The 20,295-nt window shown below is 70.4% G+C and carries 18 protein-coding genes; 7 read left to right on the top strand and 11 right to left on the bottom strand.

Annotation, left to right across the window (positions count from 1 at the left end; genetic code table 11):
• Positions 1 to 238: 238 nt before the first annotated feature.
• From JYK17_RS18900 to JYK17_RS18875, 6 genes are all read right to left on the bottom strand, one after another.
• Complete coding sequence (locus JYK17_RS18900) at positions 239 to 1,054, bottom strand: shikimate dehydrogenase (protein WP_222810861.1); 816 nt, start codon at positions 1,052 to 1,054, stop codon at positions 239 to 241.
• Positions 1,054 to 2,745, bottom strand: a complete 1,692-nt coding sequence (gene mltG, locus JYK17_RS18895) for an endolytic transglycosylase MltG (protein WP_128803597.1) — start codon at positions 2,743 to 2,745, stop codon at positions 1,054 to 1,056. Before mltG ends, JYK17_RS18900 begins: the two co-directional genes overlap by 1 nt.
• Positions 2,746 to 2,866: 121 nt before the next feature.
• Positions 2,867 to 3,331: a Holliday junction resolvase RuvX gene (ruvX, locus tag JYK17_RS18890; RefSeq protein WP_222810862.1), complete on the bottom strand. Its 465-nt coding sequence runs from the start codon at positions 3,329 to 3,331 to the stop codon at positions 2,867 to 2,869.
• Between the two features lie 2 nt (positions 3,332 to 3,333).
• Positions 3,334 to 6,006, bottom strand: coding sequence for an alanine--tRNA ligase (alaS, locus tag JYK17_RS18885; RefSeq protein ID WP_108011388.1), 2,673 nt, complete (start codon positions 6,004 to 6,006; stop codon positions 3,334 to 3,336).
• Positions 6,006 to 6,359 carry a hypothetical protein gene (locus JYK17_RS18880; protein WP_108011390.1) on the bottom strand — a complete coding sequence of 118 codons (354 nt, stop codon included), beginning with the start codon at positions 6,357 to 6,359 and terminating at the stop codon, positions 6,006 to 6,008. Before JYK17_RS18880 ends, alaS begins: the two co-directional genes overlap by 1 nt.
• 7 nt (positions 6,360 to 6,366) lie before the next feature.
• Positions 6,367 to 6,831, bottom strand: coding sequence for a DUF948 domain-containing protein (locus JYK17_RS18875; RefSeq protein ID WP_222810860.1), 465 nt, complete (start codon positions 6,829 to 6,831; stop codon positions 6,367 to 6,369).
• Between the two features lie 152 nt (positions 6,832 to 6,983).
• Here JYK17_RS18875 and JYK17_RS18870 point away from each other — a divergent pair, with 152 nt between their 5' ends.
• Entirely contained in the window at positions 6,984 to 9,137 is a 2,154-nt protein-coding gene (locus tag JYK17_RS18870) for an ATP-binding protein (RefSeq protein WP_222810859.1), read from the top strand.
• A gap of 29 nt (positions 9,138 to 9,166) precedes the next feature.
• Here the strand turns inward: JYK17_RS18870 and rpsD are convergent, their stop codons facing one another.
• From rpsD to JYK17_RS18855, 3 genes are all read right to left on the bottom strand, one after another.
• On the bottom strand, positions 9,167 to 9,781 hold the full coding sequence (gene rpsD, locus JYK17_RS18865; RefSeq protein WP_108011398.1) for a 30S ribosomal protein S4: 615 nt from the start codon (positions 9,779 to 9,781) through the stop codon (positions 9,167 to 9,169).
• A 299-nt stretch (positions 9,782 to 10,080) separates the two neighbouring features.
• The gene (locus tag JYK17_RS18860; RefSeq protein WP_108011401.1) at positions 10,081 to 11,436 is read right to left on the bottom strand and encodes a replication-associated recombination protein A; all 1,356 of its coding nucleotides are present in this window, start codon (positions 11,434 to 11,436) and stop codon (positions 10,081 to 10,083) included.
• Between the two features lie 56 nt (positions 11,437 to 11,492).
• Positions 11,493 to 12,149, bottom strand: a complete 657-nt coding sequence (locus tag JYK17_RS18855) for a vitamin K epoxide reductase family protein (protein ID WP_108011404.1) — start codon at positions 12,147 to 12,149, stop codon at positions 11,493 to 11,495.
• A gap of 146 nt (positions 12,150 to 12,295) precedes the next feature.
• Here JYK17_RS18855 and JYK17_RS18850 point away from each other — a divergent pair, with 146 nt between their 5' ends.
• From JYK17_RS18850 to JYK17_RS18835, 4 genes are read left to right on the top strand one after another with little or no spacing between them, the layout of a single operon-like run.
• Entirely contained in the window at positions 12,296 to 13,162 is an 867-nt protein-coding gene (locus tag JYK17_RS18850; RefSeq protein WP_222810858.1) for an ABC transporter ATP-binding protein, read from the top strand.
• A complete protein-coding gene (locus JYK17_RS18845; RefSeq protein ID WP_108011409.1) occupies positions 13,159 to 14,004 on the top strand; it encodes an ABC transporter permease in 846 nt (281 codons plus the stop codon). Before JYK17_RS18850 ends, JYK17_RS18845 begins: the two co-directional genes overlap by 4 nt.
• Entirely contained in the window at positions 14,001 to 15,218 is a 1,218-nt protein-coding gene (locus tag JYK17_RS18840) for a sensor histidine kinase (RefSeq protein WP_108011412.1), read from the top strand. The genes JYK17_RS18845 and JYK17_RS18840 overlap by 4 nt, the downstream gene beginning before the upstream one ends.
• Positions 15,215 to 15,838, top strand: a complete 624-nt coding sequence (locus JYK17_RS18835; protein WP_108011415.1) for a response regulator — start codon at positions 15,215 to 15,217, stop codon at positions 15,836 to 15,838. Before JYK17_RS18840 ends, JYK17_RS18835 begins: the two co-directional genes overlap by 4 nt.
• A 31-nt stretch (positions 15,839 to 15,869) precedes the next feature.
• Here JYK17_RS18835 and hisS read toward each other — a convergent pair whose 3' ends face one another.
• Positions 15,870 to 17,132 carry a histidine--tRNA ligase gene (gene hisS, locus JYK17_RS18830; protein WP_108011418.1) on the bottom strand — a complete coding sequence of 421 codons (1,263 nt, stop codon included), beginning with the start codon at positions 17,130 to 17,132 and terminating at the stop codon, positions 15,870 to 15,872.
• Between the two features lie 11 nt (positions 17,133 to 17,143).
• Positions 17,144 to 17,851, bottom strand: coding sequence for an MBL fold metallo-hydrolase (locus tag JYK17_RS18825; RefSeq protein WP_108011421.1), 708 nt, complete (start codon positions 17,849 to 17,851; stop codon positions 17,144 to 17,146).
• Positions 17,852 to 18,019: 168 nt separating this feature from the next.
• Between JYK17_RS18825 and JYK17_RS18820 the strand changes: the two genes are divergently transcribed.
• Entirely contained in the window at positions 18,020 to 18,874 is an 855-nt protein-coding gene (locus tag JYK17_RS18820) for a peptidylprolyl isomerase (protein ID WP_128803593.1), read from the top strand.
• Positions 18,875 to 19,009: 135 nt separating this feature from the next.
• Positions 19,010 to 20,239: a DUF349 domain-containing protein gene (locus tag JYK17_RS18815; RefSeq protein ID WP_108011427.1), complete on the top strand. Its 1,230-nt coding sequence runs from the start codon at positions 19,010 to 19,012 to the stop codon at positions 20,237 to 20,239.
• Positions 20,240 to 20,295 lie beyond the last annotated feature (56 nt).

The following is a 20,295-nucleotide window of genomic DNA, read 5'->3' as shown; positions in this document are numbered from 1 at the left end:
CTCCCCCGCGGTCAGCCAGCGCAACCTGCTCAACGGTGCTCCTCAGTGCTCGCGCCCTGGTACTGCCTGCGTACGCACGTCCTCGCGCACGGCGACGGCGCGACCAGGTGCGCGGCCCCGGCCCGCCACCTCCGATCCTCCCACGTCCGCGGGGCACCTCTGCTCCCGGTCCGGCAGACGGACACGGGGCTGACGGGCGGGAGCGGAGCCTGACAGAGGCCAAGGCGAGACGGGCGGGTCAGCGCTGTTGCGCGGCCTCGCGCATCGCGGCCAGCGGGGAGCGCGGATCGCCGGTGAACTGCCGGAACTGAAAGACGGCCTGGTGCACCAGCAGGTCGAGGCCACCGAGCACCTGCCCGCCGCGCGACTGCCAGGCGGCGGCGAGGGGGGTGGGCCAGGGCTCGTAGAGCACGTCGAAGAGGGTGCCGACCTGCGCGGGCAGTCGCTCGGTCAGGGCGTCGGTGCCTCCGGCGGGCGTCGTCGAGATGACCAGGGGTGCCTCGAAGGCGCGGGCCGCGTCGGACCAGTCGGCGGGGCGGACCTGGACGCCGAGCCGCTCGCCCCACTGCCGCATCTCGTCCGCGCGCCGCCCGCTGCGCACGTACACGATGACCTCGCCGGTGCAGATGCGGGCGAGCGCCGCGAGGGCCGAGGAGGCCGTGGCTCCGGCGCCGAGGATCGCGGCCGACTCGGCCTTCTCCACGCCGCGCTCGTGCAGCGCGGCCACCAGGCCAGGGATGTCGGTGTTGTCGCCGACCCGGCGCCCGTCGGCCTCGAACACCACGGTGTTGACCGCCTCCACCGAGGCCGCCGTGTCGCTGATCTCGTCGAGCAGCGGGATGACGGCACGCTTCAGCGGCATGGTCAGGGAGAGCCCCGCCCACTCCGGGCCGAGTTTCGCGAGGAATCCGGGCAGCGCCGCCTCGTCGATGTCGAACCTGTCGTACGACCAACCCGCGAGGCCGAGAGCCCGGTATCCCGCGGTGTGCAGCTGCGGGGACAGGGAGTGGGCGATGGGCGAGCCGAGCACGGCCGCCCTTCGGGTCGCGGTCATCAGTTCTTGTTCCTCGACGCGTTGAATTCGTCCACCAGCTTGTTGTGCTCGGCGAGCGTCTTGGTGAACTTGCTGGTCTTGCCGTCCAGCGAGATGAAGTAGTACCAGCCGTCGTGCGTGGGGGCGAGCGAGCCCTTGATCGCCTCGGCGCCGGGGTTGTCGATGGGTCCGGGCGGCAGGCCCTTGATGTAGTACGTGTTGTACGGGTTGTTGTACTTGCGCAGCTCGGCGATGCTCAGGTCGATCTTGCTCTGGTTCTTCACGTAGTTGTACGTGGAGTCGAACTCGAGCGATCCGTAGGTCTCGGGGTTGCCGGGCTTGAGGCGGTTGTAGACGACCTCGGCCATCTTGCGGAAGTCGTCGTGGCTGGTGCCCTCGGCCTGCACCAGGCTCGCGACGGTGAGCAGCTGCCAGGGCCCGTCGAGTCCCAGGCTCTTCGCCTTCTTCTCCAGGCCCAGTTCGTCGTAGGTGCTGCTGGCCCGGGAGACCATGTCCTTCAGGACGGCCTCGGGCTTCTGACCCTTGGAGACGGCGTAGCTGGAGGGGTAGAGGAATCCTTCCAGCGGATCCTTCAGGTTCGGGTGGTTCAGCGCCCACGAGGGCAGGCCGAGCTTCTTGTAGTCCTGCTTCGCGACCTTCGCGGTGGCGCCCTTGGCGAGGCCCAGACGCGTGTCGATCAGCTCGTAGACCCGTGTGTTGCGGGTGCCTTCGGCGATGATCAGGTTGCTGCGGCTCTTCGGACTGAGCATGAGTTCGACCGCGCTGGCGGCCGACATCCGTTTCTGCAGCGTGTAGACGCCGTCCTGGATCGTCTTGCCCTTGTCGTTGGACTGCTGCGCGGAGACGAACGCGTCGACGCTCTCGACGACGCCCGCCTCCTTGAGCTTCTGGCCGATCACATAGCCGCCGGCGCCCTTGGGGATGACGACGGTGACCTGCTCGCCGTTGCCGTCGCCCGCGTAGTCGGGCGACGGGCCGAAACGGTCCTGGTAGAACTGCCAGCCGAAGTAGCCGACCCCGCCGACGCCGCCCGCGAAGATCGTCACCAGGACGAGACAGGCGCACCCGCTGCGGCGCTTCTTCGGTTTCTTGCCGCCCCGGCCCTTGCTGCCTGCGCGGCCGTCGTCATCGTCGTCCTCGTCGTCGCCACCACCGGCGAAGAAGGCGTGTTCGCCCTGGTCGGGGCCGGGGTCCCAGTCGGTGCGCGGCGGCTCGGGCTCGGCCTGCCTGCGGCTGGGCGGCTCGGGCGGCGGGTATGCGTCGGGCGTGCCGTAGTAGTCGGGCCCGCCCCCGCCGTAGGTGGCCGCCTGCTGGCCGTACGGGTCCGATGGGTCCGTGTACTGGACCTGCTGGCCGGCTCCCCAGCCGCCCTGGTCGTACGTCTGCTGGGTCTGGTACTGCTGCTGGCTCGGGTCGTAGGTCTGCTGGCCCTGGTACTGCTGCTGGCCCTGACCCGCGTAGTACTGCTGGTCGTAGCCCTGGTACTGCTGCTGCCCCGGCGCGTAGCCGGACTGCCCGCCGTCGCTCCAGTCGCCGTAGTTCTGCTGCGGCTGCTGCGGATAGTGCTGCGGCTGGCCGCCGTAGGGGGACTGCTGGCCCTGGGCCTGCTGTCCTCCCCATCCGTCGTCCCCGTACAACGGGTCCTCCGGATGCCACGGTTCGGAGCCTTGGCCCCGGCCATACTCAGTCATCGATCCCCTAGAGCCGCGAGGCGGCAGTTACGCGGCTTTTGGCCGGGTACCGTCCCGCCTCTTGCTGTGCGGTCGCTGTTCGAACAGCGGCGCAGTCGCGCGGAACGTTACCGTATCGCGATCAGATGACCACTTCGACGCCCTCGCCGGGTGCTTTGCCTGACACCCGTTCGGATTCGAGCGCCTGCTGAAGGATGATCACAGCGGCGGCCTGGTCGATGACGGAACGTCCCTTCTTCGACGTCACGCCCGAGGCGCGCAGCCCCTGGCTCGCGGTCACCGTCGTCATGCGCTCGTCCACGAGCCGCACCGGGATCGGGGCGATGCCCTTCGCCAGCTCCTGGGCGAACCGGCGGACCTTCGCCGCGGCAGGGCCCTCGCCCCCCTTGAGGGAGCGGGGCAGGCCCACGACGACCTCGATCGGCTCGTACTCCTCGACCAATTGCCTCAACCGGCGGTGCGCCGCGGGAACGTCCCGGCCGGGGACCGTCTCCACCGGAGTGGCGAGGATCCCGTCGGGGTCGCACGAGGCGACCCCGATGCGGGCGTCCCCGACGTCGATCGCGAGCCGGCGGCCCCTGCGCATCGTCACTTCGCGGTGTCCGTGACCAGTCGCTCGACGGCGTCCACGGCCTCGCCGATCGCGGCCGGGTTCTGGCCGCCGCCCTGGGCCACGTCCGGCTTGCCGCCACCGCCGCCGCCGAGGGTCTTGGCGGCCGTGCGGACCAGGTCGCCGGCCTTGAGGCCGCGCTCGCGGGCGGCGTCATTGGTGGCGATGACCGTCAGCGGCTTGCCGTTGTTGACCGTGAACAGGGCCACGACGGCGGCCCGTCCGCCCTGGATACGGCCGCGCACGTCGAGGACCAGCTTGCGCAGGTCGTCGGCGGTCGTGCCGTCCGGGACCCGGCCGGTGACGACGGCGACGCCGCGGATGTCCTTGGCGGACTCGGCGAGACCGGCGGCCGCCTGCAGCACCTTCTCGGCGCGGAACTTCTCGATCTCCTTCTCGGCGTCCTTCAGCTTGCCGAGCATCGAGGAGACCTTCTCCGGCAGCTCCTCCGGGCGGCCCTTGAGCAGCTCGGTCAGCTGGTTGACGACCGTGTGCTCGCGGGCGAGGAAGGAGTAGGCGTCCACTCCGACGAGGGCCTCGATACGGCGGACACCGGAGCCGATGGAGGACTCGCCGAGCAGCTTGACCAGGCCGAGCTGGGCGGTGTTGTGCACATGCGTGCCGCCGCACAGCTCCTTGGAGAAGTCGCCGATGGTCACGACGCGCACGCGCTCGCCGTACTTCTCGCCGAACTCGGCGATGGCGCCCTGCTTCTTGGCCTCGTCGATGCCCATGACGTCGGCGCGGACGTCGAGGTCGCGCGCGAGCACCTCGTTGATCTTCTGCTCGACGTCGCTCATCACGGCCGTGGGAACGGCGGACGGCGAGCCGAAGTCGAAGCGGAAGCGGCCGGGCTGGTTCTCGGAACCGGCCTGGGCGGCCGTCGGGCCGAGGGCGTCGCGCAGCGCCTGGTGGGTGAGGTGCGTGGCCGAGTGGGCGCGGGCGATGGCCTTTCGGCGGCGGCCGTCGATGGCGGCGTGGGCCTTGGCGCCGACGGTGACCTCACCGACCTGGACGACGCCCTTGTGGACGTAGACGCCGGGAACCGGCTTCTGGCAGTCGCGGATCTCGATGACGGCACCGGACTCGACCTTGATCCGGCCGGTGTCGCCGATCTGGCCGCCGCCCTCGGCGTAGAACGGGGTGCGGTCGAGGACGATCTCGACCTCGTCGCCCTCGGTGGCGGCCGGGGAGGAGGCGCCGTCGACGAGGATGCCGACGATGGTGGACTCGCCCTCGGTCTCGCTGTAGCCGATGAAGTCGGTCGCGCCGGTCCGGTCGGCGATCTCGCGGTAGGCGCCGGCGCCGGCGTGGCCGGTCTTCTTGGCCTGGGCGTCGGCCTTGGCTCGCTCCCGCTGCTCCTTCATCAGACGGCGGAAGCCGTCCTCGTCCACCGAGAGGCCCTGCTCGGCGGCCATCTCCAGGGTGAGGTCGATCGGGAAGCCCCAGGTGTCGTGGAGCAGGAACGCCTTGTCGCCGGGCAGCACCGAGGCGCCCGCGGCCTTGGTCTCGCTGACGGCGGTGTCGAGGATGTTGGTGCCGGCCTTCAGCGTCTTGAGGAAGGCGTTCTCCTCGGCGACGGCGACCTTCTCGATGCGCTCGCGGTCCGTGACCAGCTCCGGGTACTGCTGGCCCATCATGGCGATCACGGTGTCGATCAGGTCGAGGACGACCGGGCCGGTGGCGCCGAGCAGCCGCATGTTGCGGATCGCGCGGCGCATGATGCGGCGCAGCACATAGCCGCGGCCCTCGTTGCCGGGGGTGACGCCGTCGCCGATGAGCATGACCGAGGTGCGCATGTGGTCGGTGACCACGCGCAGGGAGACGTCCGAGGCGTGGGCGTCGCCGTAGTGGACGCCGGTCAGCTCGGTGGCCTTCTTGATGACGGCCATGGAGGTGTCGATCTCGTACATGTTCTGCACGCCCTGCAGAATCATCGCGAGCCGCTCCAGGCCGAGGCCCGTGTCGATGTTCTTGCTGGGCAGTTCGCCGAGGATCTCGAAGTTGTCCTTGCCGATGCCCTCGCCCCGCTCGTACTGCATGAAGACGAGGTTCCAGATCTCCACGTACCGCTCGTCGTTGACGGCGGGGCCGCCCTCGGCGCCGAACTCGGGGCCGCGGTCGTAGTTGATCTCGGAACAGGGGCCGCAGGGGCCGGGGACGCCCATGGACCAGTAGTTGTCCTTCATGCCGAGGCGCTGGATACGCTCCTTCGGCACGCCGACGACCTCGTGCCAGATGCGCTCGGCCTCGTCGTCGTCCTTGTAGACGGTGATCCAGAGCTTCTCCGGCTCCAGGCCGTAACCGCCCTTGTCCTGGGGGCTGGTGAGCAGCTCCCAGGCGTAGGTGATGGCGCCTTCCTTGAAGTAGTCGCCGAAGGAGAAGTTGCCGCACATCTGGAAGAAGGTGCCGTGCCGGGTGGTCTTGCCGACCTCTTCGATGTCCGGCGTGCGCACGCACTTCTGGACGCTGGTGGCGCGGTCGAACGGCGGCTTGACCTCACCCAGGAAGTAGGGCTTGAAGGGCACCATGCCGGCCGGGACGAGGAGCAGAGTCGGGTCGTCCGCGATGAGCGACGCCGAAGGGACGACGGTGTGCCCGCGCTCCTCGAAGAAGCTCAGCCAGCGGCGGCGAATCTCGGCCGACTCCATCAGTGGTCCTCATTCCGGTTGTACGAGTACGTCTCGTACGTCGAGCCGTCGACGTACTTCGGGTTGTTGCGGTTCTCGATGGCGGCGTACTGCCGGGCCATGGGGAGTTCGGGGGCGGTGTTGATGCCGAGGGCCTCCCCCAGCTCCTGCTCCCGCTGCGCCATGTTGTCGCGCACGTCCAGCGCGAAGCCGACCGCCCGGTCCTTGAGCCGGTGGCCGGCGTCGATCGCCTTGTTGGCGGCGGCCGCGGCGAGGTTCTCGGGGGTGAGCTGCTTCAGCTTGCGGTTGACCTTGGTGGTGGCCCACACTCCGGCGGCAACGCCCGTGGTGAACCAGAAGGTACGGCGGAACATCGGTCGCTCAGTCCCTCTTCCCCGAGTTGTTCCCCCGCTTCGGCTTCTGACGTCGTCCGGCCCGGACGGTGCGGCCGACGATCACGGTGCTCTCCGGCGTCCTTGCGGGCGCGCCGTCCTTGCGGCCGCCCAGGGCGCGGCGGACGCCGTAGCCGAAGGCCGCGACCTTGACCAGCGGGCCGCCGAACGTGGAGGCGACGGTGGTGGACAGCGCCGACGCGTTCGACGTGACCTCCTGGACGTCGGTGGCGATCGCGTCGACCCGGTCGATCTGGGTCTGCGCGGAGCGCACCGCGGCGGAGGCGTCGGCCAGCAGCGGGACGGCCTGGTCGGTCACGTCCGCGACCAGCTTGGTGGTCGCCCTGAGCGTCTGGGCCACCCTCGCCAGCGCCACGGCGAGGAAGGAGACCAGGATCGCCCAGAAGACGGCCACCAGGATTCCGGCCACTTCTCCACCGGACACCTCGTGCACCCGCTCCCTGAAACGTGTCTGAACATCGAAAAGCAATGGACCCGAGCCTATCGCGCCGGGGCCGAAGCTCCGCACCGGATTACCCCCGCGCGCTGCCGGCCGGCACGATGCGATTGTACGGAGTGAAAACGGTTCAGTACGCTCCGTATTCCATGCGGAATCTTCAGTCCGGCGACGGCCCCGTGGACGGCAATCTGCCCCTGGAACTCAACGCGTTCGTGGGGCGCTCGGCCGAACTCTCCGGGCTGGCGCGGGTGCTCGACGCCGGACGTCTGGTGACGGTGACGGGCGCGGGCGGGGTCGGCAAGTCGCGGCTGGCGGCACGGGCCGCCGCGCGGTGCGCGCCGCGGGACGGGGTCTGGCGCGTCGAGCTGGCGCCGGTGCACGACCCGGAGTTCGTGGAGTACGCCGTCGTGGAGGCGCTGGGACTGACGGACCACACGACGCGGGCGCCCCGCGAGACACTGCGCGCGTATCTCGCCGAGCGCCAACTGCTGCTCGTGGTCGACGGGTTCGAGCATCTGGTGGAGTCGTGTGCCGAGCTGGTGGAGGAGTTGCTGCGGCAGGTGCCCGGGCTCCGGGTGCTCGCGGTGGGGCGCCGGCCGCTGGGCGTGGCCGGTGAGCGGGTCTTCCCGCTGACGCCGCTGGGCGAGGACGAGGCGGTCGAGCTGCTGCTGAACCGGGCGGCGGAACAGGGGCCGGCGGTCGCGGACGGCCTGGACGTGCGCGAGGTGTGCCGGCGCCTGGACGGGATCCCGCTGGCGATCGAACTGGCCGCGGGACGGCTTCGGGCGCTGTCCCCTGCCCAGCTGCTGCAGCGCCTGGACGACCGCTTCCGGCTGCTGACCGGCGGCGGGCGCGGTGCGCTGCCCCGCCACCGGACCCTGCGCCTGGCGATCGGCTGGAGCCACGAACTGTGCGCTCCCCGGGAGCGGTTGCTGTGGTCGCGGCTGTCGGTGTTCGCCGGGCAGTTCGACCTGGAGGCCGCGGAGTACGTCTGCGGCGGGCACGGTCTGAAGGCCGACGACGTCCTCGACGTGCTCACCGAGCTGCTCGCGCAGTCGGTCCTCGCGCGCGAGGAGACACCGGCGGGCGTGCGCTACCGGATGCTGGACACGGTGCGTGCGTACGGCGCGGAGTGGCTGGAGGCGACAGGCGATGCGGCCCGGCTGCGGCGGCGCCATCGCGACTGGTATCTGGGCCTTGCCACCTGGTGCGAGCTGGACTGGTTCTCGCCGCGCCAGGCCGAGGTGGCCGCGCGCGTGGAGGCGGAGCTGCCGAATCTGCGCAGCGCGCTGGAGCACTGTCTCGGCGAGCCGGAGGAGGCGCATCTGGGCCAGTACCTCGCGGGCTCGCTCTGGTTCCACTGGGCGGGCTGCGGGCGTCTCTCGGAGGGGCGGCACTGGCTGGAGCAGGTGGTGCGGCTGGACACCGGGCACGAGCAGTCTCGGCTGAAGGCCCTGTGGGTGCTCGGCTATGTGGCGATCCTGCAGGGCGACACGGTGCCCGCGCTGGCCGCGCTGCAGGAGTGCCGGGAGGAGGCGGAGCGGGCCGGCGACCCGACGGCGGTGGCGTACGCGGAGCACCGCACCGGCTGTCTGGCCCTGGTCGGCGACGACATGCCGCGCGCCGAGCGGCTGCTGCGCTCGGCGCTGGACCGCTACCAGGAGATCGGCGAGCTCAACAGCAACGTGCTGATGGGCCAGGTCGAGCTGGCGATGACGCGCGCGTTCCAGGGCGATCTGCCGGACGCGGTACGGCTGTGCGAGGACGTACGGCGGGTGTGCGAGGACCACGGCGAGCGGTGGACCCGGGGCTATGCGCTGTACGTCCTGGCGTACGCGGCCTGGGCGGACGGCGATCTGCCGCGGGCGCGCGCCCTGCTGGCCGAGTGCCTGGCCGGCGCCCACGCCTTCCACGATCTGCTGGGCTCGGTGCTGGCGGTGGAGCTGCTCGCGCTTGTCACCGTGGCGCAGGGCGACGCGGCGGAGGCGGCGGTGCTGCAGGGCGCGGCGGCCCGGATGTGGCCGTCGGTGGGCCTGCCGCTGTTCGGCTCGGCGTACTACAACGCCCCGCACGAGCTGTGCGAGGCGACGGCCCGGGAGCACCTGGGCGACGCTCGCTACGAGGAGTGCGTGGCGCAGGGGGAACGGCTGGTGCGGGAGGCGGCCGTCTCGCGCGCGCTGGAGCGGCCGCTGCAGGCCGTGCCGTCGCCGCGAGGTGTGGTCCGGCACCCGGCCGCGGACGTGAGCATGCACGAACCCGCCGCCTCCCGCACCCGGAAGGGCGGGGAGACGGCGGGCTGAGTGGTGCGTGGTGCTACCGCCTGCTGTGATCAGCGGGCGTAGTACTCGACGACGAGCTGCTCGTCGCAGATCACCGGGATCTCCTTGCGGTTCGGCTCACGGTCCAGGCGGAACGCCAGGGCCTTGAGGTTCACCTGGAGGTAGCGCGGGGTCTCGCCCTCGGGGGCGAAGCCGCCCTCGCGGGCGATGGAGAAGAGGGTCTTCTCGCGGCTGCGCTCGCGGACCATCACGACGTCGTCCGGCTTGACGCGGAAGGACGGCTTGTCGACCTTCTGGCCGTTGACCTCGATGTGGCCGTGCACGACCATCTGACGGGCCTGGTAGATGGTGCGGGCGATGCCCGAACGCAGGACCAGGGCGTCGAGACGGCGCTCGAGCTCGATGATCAGGGCCTCGCCGGTCTTGCCCTGAACCTTGGAGGCACGCTCGTAGGCGCGGACGAGCTGGCGCTCGGACACGTCGTACTGCGCGCGCAGACGCTGCTTCTCCAGCAGACGGACCTTGTAGTCCGAGTTCTGCTTGCGGCCGCGGCCGTGCTCACCCGGCGGGTAGGGACGGGCCTCGAAGTACTTGACGGCCTTCGGGGTCAGCGCGATGCCGAGGGCACGCGACTTCTTGACCTTGGGGCGGGGCTGGTTCGCCACTGTCTTTAGTCTCTTTTCTCAGTCTCTACGGCTTGCCAGGGTTAAGGGAGGTCGCATCCGCAGCCGGGGAAACCCGCCTCGTCCTGCTGGACGGGATGGGCAGCCGCTCCCCTGGTCTGGGCACATACGTGCAGCACGCGAGTGGCCCACCGACCTCTCCCGTCCTGGGACGGGTGGTGGTGGGCTGCCCGCGACACCGTTCGACGGTGCGCGACGCTCCTGGAACCCCTGGGGGTTCCGGCCGGATGACCCGCTCTGACGGCACGGGACTCGGCACTTCGGCGCAGTCTACAGGGTGCTCAGGACCGCCTGCGACCGAGGTGCTTCCTGGTCCACTCCACCGCGTCCGCGTACCTGGCCTCCGCGCCGTGTCTGCTCGGGGTGTAGTACTCGCGGTCCTTGAGGGCGTCCGGGGCGTACTGCTGCTCGGCGATGCCCTCGGCCAGGTCGTGCGGATACACATAGCCCTGGGCGTGGCCGAGCTTGGCGGCGCCCTTGTAGTGACCGTCGCGCAGGTGCGGCGGCACCTGGCCGGCCAGGCCCTTCTTGACGTCCTCCATGGCGGCCCCGATCGCCGTCGTCGCGGAGTTGGACTTGGGGGCCAGGGCGAGGGCGATGGTGGCGTGGCTGAGGGTGAGGGCGGCCTCGGGGAAGCCGATCATGGCGACGGCCTGGGCGGCGGCGACCGCGATCGGCAGCGCGTTCGGATCGGCGAGGCCGATGTCCTCGCTCGCCGAGATCATCAGGCGGCGGGCGATGAAGCGGGGGTCCTCGCCGGCCTCGATCATGCGGGCCAGGTAGTGCAGTGCGGCATCCACGTCCGAGCCGCGGATGGACTTGATGAGGGCGCTGGCGACGTCGTAGTGCTGGTCGCCGTCGCGGTCGTACTTCACCGCCGCCCGGTCGACCGTCTCCTCCAGCGTCGTCAGGGAGATCTCCGTCTCGCCCTTGTCCAGGGCGGCGCCGGCCGCCGCCTCCAGGGCGGTCAGGGCACGGCGCGCGTCGCCCCCGGCGATGCGCAAGAAGTGGTTCTCGGTGTCCTCGGGGAGCGTGACCGCGTCCTTCAGGCCCCGCTCGTCGCTCAGCGCCCGCTTCAGCAGGCCTCTGATGTCGTCGTCGGTGAGGGGTTCGAGGGTGAGCAGCAGGGAGCGGGACAGCAGCGGGGAGATCACCGAGAAGTACGGGTTCTCCGTCGTCGCCGCGATCAGGGTCACCCAGCGGTTCTCGACCGCGGGCAGCAGCGAGTCCTGCTGGGCCTTGCTGAAGCGGTGGATCTCGTCGAGGAAGAGGACGGTCTCCTGGCCGTACCCACCGGTGGCGCGGCGGGCGCCGTCGATGACCGCGCGGACCTCCTTGACGCCCGCGGTGATCGCCGACAGCTCGACGAAGCGCTTGTTGGTGGCCTTCGAGACGACGTAGGCCAGGGTCGTCTTGCCGGTGCCGGGCGGGCCCCAGAGGATCACCGAGGACGGTCCGGCGGGTCCGCCGGCGCCCTCGCCGACCAGTCTGCGCAGCGGCGAGCCCGGCTTGAGCAGATGCTGCTGGCCCACGACCTCGTCGAGGGTGCGCGGGCGCATCCGCACCGCCAGGGGGCTCCCTGCCGGGTCCTTCTCCTGGCGTTCTTCTGCGGCTGCGGTGAACAGGTCGGGCTCCACGTCCCAAACCCTAAGTCACCGCACCGACAATGCGTCCGGGCCCCTGAAAAGCCCGGTCAGCTGGTCCAGAAGTCCCACCAGCGGGTCAGCACCAGCATGCCGATGATGCCGACGTGCAGCACGGGCACGACCCAGGTGAACTCGCCGAAGAAGCTCCTCAGCCAGCGCGGGGAGGGCAGGAAGCCGTTGCGGACGTTGAACGAGGTGACGTACCAGAACATCGTGATCGTGGCGACCCAGGCCAGGCAGCACCACAGGCACAGCGAGTTGATCCGGTACAGCGACTGGAACTGCAGCCAGGTGACGAACCCGACACCGAAGAGGGTGCCGAAGTTGAAGGTGAGCCAGTACCAGCGCGGGTAGCGGGCGCGGGCGAGCAGGCTCATGCCGACGCAGATGACGATGCCGTAGCAGACCAGGCCGAGCATCGGGTTGGGGAAGCCGAAGACGGCGGCCTGCTTGGACTCCATCACGTTGCCGCAGGAGACCACGGGGTTGAGGCTGCAGCCCGGGGTGAACGTCTTGCCCGCGACCTTGGCCTCGAGGATCTTGTTCTTGTCGATCGTGATGACCCACGCGGCGAGCAGACCGGCCGCGCCGGTGATCACCAGCAGCAGGGCCAGGGCGCGGCTGCCGCCCAGCGTGCGTGGTCCGGCCGAGTCGGGTCCCGGAGCGGGCTCGGTGGACACGTCTTTGACTGTGGTCTTGCTCATCACGCCGATTCCGTCTGCTTGAGAGTGGGACCTTCTTCGGGCAGGGGCCATTGTGCCGCACCCGGCCCCGTGTCCACCGTTCAGTGGACATAAGGAAGTACGCACGGTCGTCCCTGAGCGTTCGGTTCCGGCCGACCATGGGGGGCATGACAACACACGCGAACGAACTCGCGGTGGACGTACGGGGGCTGCGCAAGCAGTACGGGGACGTGACCGCGGTGGACGGCATCGATCTCGAGATCCGCCCGGGCGAGGTGTTCGGCCTGCTGGGACCCAATGGCGCGGGCAAGAGCACGACGGTGGAGATCCTCCAGGGCAAGCGCAGCCGGGACGCGGGCGAGGTGTCGGTGCTCGGGTCCGATCCGGCGGCCGGCACGCGCGCGTGGAGGTCCCGTGTGGGAATCGTCTGGCAGGACGAATCGGCACCCGCCGAGTTGACGGTCGGCGAGACCGTGCGGCATTTCGCGCGCTACTACCCGCGCCCGCGCGACCCCGAGGAGGTCATCGGCCTGGTGGGACTGCAGGCCAAGGCGGGCAGCCGCATCAAGGCGCTGTCGGGCGGCCAGCGCCGGCGGCTCGACGTGGCGCTCGGGGTGATCGGCGGCCCCGAGCTGCTGCTCCTGGACGAGCCGACGACCGGTTTCGACCCGGCGGCCCGGCGGCAGTTCTGGGAGCTGATCCGGCTGCTCGCCGACGAGGGCACGACGATCCTGCTGACCACGCACTACCTGGAGGAGGCGGAGGCGCTCGCCGACCGGCTCGCCGTGGTGGCGCGGGGGCGGGTCGCCGCCACGGGCGAGCCCGCCGCCCTGCGGGAGCGGTACGGCACGGACGCCACGGTCGAGTGGACCGAGGCCGACGGCACCATCCGTACCGAGCGCACGGACACCCCGACCAGGACGGTCGCCGAGCTGATGCACCGCTTCGACGGCGAGATCCCCGGCCTCCGGGTGAGCCGACCCACGCTGGAGGACGTCTACCTCCGGCTGACCGGACAGGAGGACGCGCGATGACCACGACCGCCGTGGAGACCAGGACCGGGTCGGGCACCGTGCGGCTGCCCGGGGCGTGGGGGCTGGGGCTGGGCCGGGGCGCCCTGGAGATCAAGCAGTTCTTCCGGCAGCGCGACCAGGTGGTGTTCACGTTCGCGTTCCCGGTGGTGTTCCTCTTCCTGTTCGCGTCGATCTTCAGCGACGACGTGAAGGGCGCGGGCATCACCGCCTCGCAGCTGTACGTCCCGGCGATGATGGCCGCCGGCATCATGTCGACGAGCTTCCAGTCGCTCGGCATCTCCATCGCCATCGAGCGGGACGAGAAGGTGCTGCGCCGGCTGCGCGGGACACCGATGCCGCCGGCCGCGTACTTCCTCGGCAAGATCTGGCTGGTTCTGTTCACCGGCCTGCTGGAGACGGCGATCCTGCTCCTCGTCGGCACCTCCTTCTACGACGTGGATCTGCCCTCGGACGCCACGCACTGGTTCGACCTGGCCTGGATCTTCGTGCTCGGTCTGACGGCGTGCGCCCTGCTAGGCATCGCGATCAGCTCGGTGCCGAAGTCCGGCAAGAGCGCGACCTCGGTCGTCGTACTGCCGTTCCTGGTGCTGCAGTTCATCTCGGGCGTGTACATCGCGATCGACACCATCCCCGACTGGATGCTGAACATCGGGGCGCTGTTCCCGCTGAAGTGGATGTGCCAGGGACTGCGCGGGGTGTTCCTGCCGGACTCGGCACGGATCCTGGAGCAGACCGGCAGCTGGGAGCTGGGCAAGGTGGCGCTGGTGCTCGGGGCGTGGTGCGTCGGAGGATTGGCGCTGTGTCTGCTCACCTTCCGGTGGAAGAACCGGCGCGACGGATGAACGGGCCGACGCACGCCGTCGGTGCCTACACCTGGGACCGCTCCTTCCGGCTCTGGGACACCTACTTCGCGCTGATCTGGCTGGCCACCCTGGCGTTCGTGCTCGGCACGGGACAGCCGGGGTGGCCGGTCCGTCTCACCGCGGCGGCGCTGCTGCTGCCGTTGATTCCCCTGTACGTGTGGGTGGGGCGGCCCCTGCTGCGGGGCGATCCGCCGACCGAGCGGCAGGCTCTGCTCTATCTCCTCGCGATGACGGCGCTGTTCCTGCCCTCGGCGATCCTGGTCGGCGAGACCCGGGTGATGACCTTCGCGCTCGTCCCCCAGTGCTTCATGACCCTGCGGATGCGGTGGGCGATCACGGTGGTGGCCGTGCTCAACGTCGTGCCGGTGGTGGGCTGGGCGCTGCTGTGGTGGCCCAGCGGCCAGGACGTCTTCTTCAACGGGCTGTTCGCCGTGGTCAGTCTGGTCTTCTCGGTGGCCTTCGGGACCTGGGTGATCCGGATCATCGACCAGAGCCAGGAGCGGGCCGCGCTGATCGCGGAACTGGACGCGAGCCGCCACGAGATCTCGCGTCTGTCCGCCGCGCACGGGGCGCTGACCGAGCGCGAGCGCATGGCCCGGGAGATCCACGACACCCTCGCGCAGGGCTTCACCAGTGTGCTGATGCTGATCCAGGCGGTGGAGGCGGAGCTGGACCACGACGTCCCGCAGGCCCGCCGGCATCTGGCCCTGATGGACGAGACGGCCCGGCAGAACCTCGCCGAGGCCCGCGCCCTGGTCGCCGGGGCCGCGCCCGCCGACCTCGACGGCTCGTCGCTGCCGGACGCGTTGCACCGGCTCGCCGCCCGGCACGGGGCCACGCTGGAGGTGACCGGCCCGGTGCGGCAGCTGCCCGCCGCTCCCGAGGTGGTGGCGCTGCGCGCCTGCCAGGAGGCGCTGTCCAACGCCCGTAAGCACGCGGGGAGTTCGGCCTCCGTCGGCATCGCGCTGGCGTACCGCGACGACACGCTCACCGTGTCCGTACGGGACGACGGATGCGGGTTCGATCCCGGTGCCCCCAGCGCCGGTTACGGTCTTGCGGGGCTGCGCGCCCGAGCCACCGAGGTCGGCGGGACGGCGCGGATCCGCAGCACGCCGGGCGACGGCACGACGGTGACCGTCCGGCTGCCCGTGACGCCCTCATCTCCCCTGTCACCGCTGAGGAGTTCACCGTGATCAGGATCGTCCTCGCCGACGACCATCCCGTCGTACGGGAGGGGCTGCGGGCGATGCTCAGTGCCGAGCCGGACCTGGAGGTGATCGCCGACGCGGAGAGCGGGCCGCAGGCGGAGGCGCTCGCGGCCGAACTGCGGCCCGACATCGTGCTCATGGACCTGCGCATGCCGGGCGGCGGGGGCGTCGACTCGATCGTGCGGATGGGCGAGGCGGGGCTGCCGTGCCGGGTGATCGTCCTGACGACGTACGAGACGGACCGCGACATCCTGCGGGCGGTCGAGGCCGGGGCTGCGGGCTATCTCCTCAAGGACATGCCGCGCGCCGAACTGGCCCAGGCCGTACGGGCAGCAGCCCGCGGTGAGACGGTGCTCGCCCCCTCGGTGGCGGCCCGCCTGGTCGACCAGCTGCGCACCAGACCGGAACGGCCTCGCCTCTCGGAGCGGGAGACGGCCGTCCTGCGGCTGGTGGCGGAGGGCTGCACCAACGCGGAGATCGGCCGCCGGCTCTTCATCGGCGAGTCGACCGTGAAGACCCATCTCCTGCGCGCCTTCGGCAAGTTGGGGGTCGACGACCGGACGGCGGCCGTCACGAGTGCGATGCGGTTCGGGCTGCTGGAGTGAGGGGACCCGCAGCCCCCTCACTCCACCGGGCTCAGCCCAGCCGCGACTCCAGTTCCGCCACGATCTCGTTCACGCCGATCGCCGTCTGCTCGCCGGAGTCCATGTCCTTGAGCTGAACGACGCCCTCGGTGAGGTCGCGTTCGCCGGCCACGATCGTGTAGCGGGCGCCGCTGCGGTTGGCGTTCTTCATGGCGCCCTTGAGGCCCTTGGCGCCGTAGGAGAAGTCGGCCGCGATGCCGAGCTTGCGCAGCTCGGTGACCTTGCCGAACAGCACGCGGCGCGCCTCCTCGCCGAGCGGGACCGCGAACACGCTGGTCGTGGAGGGCAGTTCGAGCTCGACGCCCTCCGCCTCAAGGGCCAGGACGGTGCGGTCCACGCCGAGGGCCCAGCCGACGGACGGCAGCGCGGGGCCGCCGATCATCTCGGAGAGGCCGTCGTAGCGGCCGCCGCCGCCCACCGCGGACTGCGAGCCCAGACCGTCGTGGACGAACTCGAACGTCGTCCGGGTGTAGTAGTCGAGGCCGCGCACCAGCTTGGGGTCGTCCTCGAAGACCACGCCCGCCGCCGTGATCAGCTCGCGGACCTCCTCGTGGTACGCCTTGCAGGCGTCGCACAGATAGTCGCGCAGCAGGGGGGCGTCGCCCAGCTGCTTCTGGACCGACTCGCGCTTGTCGTCCAGAACGCGCAGCGGGTTGATCTCCGCTCGGCGCAGCGTGTCCTCGTCCAGGTCCAGGCCGCGCAGGAAGTCCTGCAGGGCCGCGCGGTAGACGGGACGGCACTCCTTGTCGCCCAGGCTGTTGAGCAGGATCCGGAAGTCGCGCAGGCCCAGCGAGCGGTAGGCCTGGTCGGCCAGGATGATCAGCTCGGCGTCGAGCGCCGGGTCCTCCGCGCCGATCGCCTCGGCGCCGACCTGGGAGAAGTGCCTGTAGCGGCCCTTCTGCGGGCGCTCGTAGCGGTAGTACGAGCCGGAGTACCAGAGCTTGACCGGCAGGTTGCCCGCCTTGTGGAGGTTGGCCTCCAGCGCCGCGCGCAGCACGGACGCGGTGCCCTCGGGGCGCAGGGCCAGCCTGTCGCCGCCCTTGGTCTCGAAGGCGTACATCTCCTTGGTCACGATGTCGGTGGACTCACCGACTCCGCGCGCGAAGAGCTCGACGCTCTCGAAGCCGGGCGTCTCGATGTAGCCGTAGCCGGAACTGCGCAGGGGTGCGGCGATCGCCTCACGGACGGCCAGGTACTTGGCGCTGTCCGGCGGGATCAGGTCGTACGTGCCCTTGGGGGCCTTGAAGGTGCTCACGGAAGGTCTCGTCACATTCCTCGTCGGGGAGCGGGCTGGGCTCCCTGGCCGGCGGCCACCTGCCGCAGATACGGGTTGGTGGCGCGCTCCTGGCCGATGGTCGTCTGGGGGCCGTGGCCGGACAGCACCACGGTCGAGTCGTCGAGCGGCAGGCACACACGGCCCAGCGAGTCGAGCATCTCGGCCATGTCGCCGCCGGGCAGGTCGGTGCGTCCGATGGAGCCGGCGAAGAGCAGATCCCCGGAGAAGAACACGGAGGGGATCTCCGTGTTCTCGGGCATCCGGAACGTCACCGACCCCTTGGTATGGCCGGGTGCGTGCGCGACGGAGAACTCGAGCCCCGCGAGCGCCAGCCGCGCGCCGTCGGTCAGCTCCTTGACGTCGTCGGGCTCCCCCACCGTCAGCTCGCCCAACAGCTGCATGCCGATGGAGCGGCCGACCGCCTTCTCCGGGTCCGCCAGCATGAAGCGGTCCTCGGGGTGGATCCACGCCGGTACGTCGTGCGCGCCGCACACCGGGACGACCGAGGCCACATGGTCGATGTGGCCGTGGGTGAGGACGACGGCGACGGGCTTGAGCCGATGCTTCTTCAGCGCTTCCTCGACTCCTTGGGCGGCCTGGTGGCCCGGGTCGATGATCACGCACTCCTCACCGGCGGCGGGGGCGACGAGATAACAGTTCGTCCCCCAGGCCCCGGCGGGGAACCCGGCAATGAGCACGATCGTCCTTCGTTGTGTCGGTCACAGACGGCTACAGCTGCTGTCAGAGCCTACCGGCGCTGCCGAATCCTCAGCGAACCCATATACGGTACGGGGCACACGCAGGCGGTCGACTCACAAGACGCACGCGTCCCAGTCGACGTACGAGACGCATGAGGAGAGAACCCGGTGGTCACCCAGGAGCAGCGCAAGCGTCAGCTCGCGCGGGAGAAGTTCTTGCGGCAGCAGCAGCGGCGTACGGCCGCGCGGCGCAAGGCGAAGATGCGCAATTCGGTGATCGCGTCGGTGCTCGGCGTGATCCTGATCGGCAGCGTGGCGCTCTATACGACCGGTGTGCTCAAGGACGACAAGAGCGACGACAAGGCCAACGCCAGCTCCCAGACGACCCCGAGCGCCGCCGCGACCAGCAAGGCGCCGGACCCGTGCGCCAAGCCGGCCAAGGGCTCGGTGAAGAAGCTGAGCTGGAAGAAGGAGCCGGCGATGACGATCGACAAGTCGGCGAAGTACACCATGAACCTCGACACGACCTGCGGCGACATAGGCATCGCGCTGAAGGCGTCGGCCGCGCCGCACACCGTCAACTCCTTCAACTTCCTTGTCGGCAAGGGCTACTTGGACCACACCAAGTGCCACCGGCTGGTCCCCCAGGGGATCTACGTGCTGCAGTGCGGCGACCCGACGGGCACCGGCACCGGCGGACCGGGCTACACCATCCCGGACGAGAACCTGAAGGACAAGAGCCTCAAGGGCAACGTGTATCCGGCGGGCACGGTCGCCATGGCCAACCAGTACAACGCCCAGACGAAGAAGGGCCGTAACACCGGCGGCAGCCAGTTCTTCCTCGTCTACCAGGACAGCCCGCTGCCGCCCGACTACACCCCGTTCGGCACGATCTCCAAGGACGGCATGAAGGTCCTGAAGAAGATCGCCGCCGCAGGAGCGCAGGCCGCGGACCCCACGAGCGGCAATACGGCCCCCAACGCGACGGTCGTGATCAACAAGGCGACGGTCACGAAGTCCTGAAGGTCAAGTGCGAAATTTCGGTCGCGCGGGATGCGGACAGGCCACCCGCCGGTCGCCTATGTTGGCCGTGACGAAACTGTGGACGATGCCCGGGGGAGCTGAAGCCCCTCACAGGCATCATGTGGAGGAGGCGCTGTGAGCAGCGACCCGTGGGGACGCGTCGACGAGACGGGGACCGTGTACGTGCGTACGGCCGACGGCGAGCAGGTCGTCGGTTCCTGGCAGGCCGGCTCCCCCGAGGAGGCGCTGGCCTACTTCGAGCGCAAGTACGAGGGCCTGGTTGTCGAGATCGGCCTCCTCGAGAAGCGAGTGAAGACCACCGACCTGTCCGCGAAGGACGCGCAGGCGGCCATCGACCACATCCGTGAGCAGGTCGACGCGCATCACGCGGTCGGCGACCTGGCCGCCCTGCGGACCCGGCTGGACAAGCTGGTGGAGACGGTCGAGGCCCGCCGCGAGGAGCGCAAGCAGCAGCGCGCCAAGCAGTCCGACGAGGCCAGGCACGCCAAGGAGGACCTGGTCACCGAGGCGGAGCAGCTGGCGCAGTCCGACCAGTGGCGGGCGGCCGGCGAGCGGCTGCGCGCGCTGGTGGACACCTGGAAGAGCCTGCCGCGCCTGGACCGCAAGTCGGACGACGAGCTGTGGCACCGCTTCTCGCACGCCCGGTCGGCGTTCTCCAAGCGGCGCAAGGCGCACTTCGCGGCGCTCGACGCGCAGCGCGAGGACGCCCGCAAGATCAAGGAGCGGCTGGTCTCGGAGGCCGAGGCGCTGTCCGGCTCGACGGAGTGGGGTCCCACCGCCGCGCGCTACCGCGAGCTGATGGCGGAGTGGAAGGCCGCGGGCCGCGCCCAGCGTGAGCACGAGGACGACCTGTGGAATCGCTTCCGCGGCGCCCAGGACATCTTCTTCGCCGCCCGCAGCTCGGTCTTCGCGGAGCGCGACGCGGAGCAGTCGGAGAACCTGAAGCTCAAGGAGGAACTGGCCGGGGAGGCCGAGAAGATCCTCCCGGTGACGGACCTGAAGGCGGCGCGGGCCGCCTTCCGCTCGGTCAACGAGCGCTGGGAGGCCATCGGCCATGTGCCGCGGGACGCCCGGCCGAAGGTCGAGGGCCGGATGCACGCCGTGGAGCGGGCCATCCAGGAGGCCGAGGAGGCCGAGTGGCGCCGGACGAACCCGGAGGCACGCGCGCGTGCCGAGGGTCTGACCGGGCAGCTCCAGGCCGCCGTGGACAAGCTCCGGGGCCAGATCGAGCAGGCGCGCGCCCAGGGCAACAACGCCAAGGCCGACAAGCTGGAGCGCGAGCTGGAGGGCCGCCAGGCCCTGCTGGACCAGGCGCTGAAGGGTCTGCAGGAGTTCGGCGGCTGACCCTCGCCGACGACACGAGAAGGGGCCCGTACCTCGCGGTACGGGCCCCTTCTCGT

The organism is Streptomyces plumbidurans, assembly GCF_019857225.1.
Classification (GTDB): Bacteria; Actinomycetota; Actinomycetes; order Streptomycetales; family Streptomycetaceae; genus Streptomyces; species Streptomyces plumbidurans.
Note: the sequence above shows the minus strand (reverse complement) of the source record. Positions and strands in the feature narration are given on the sequence as shown.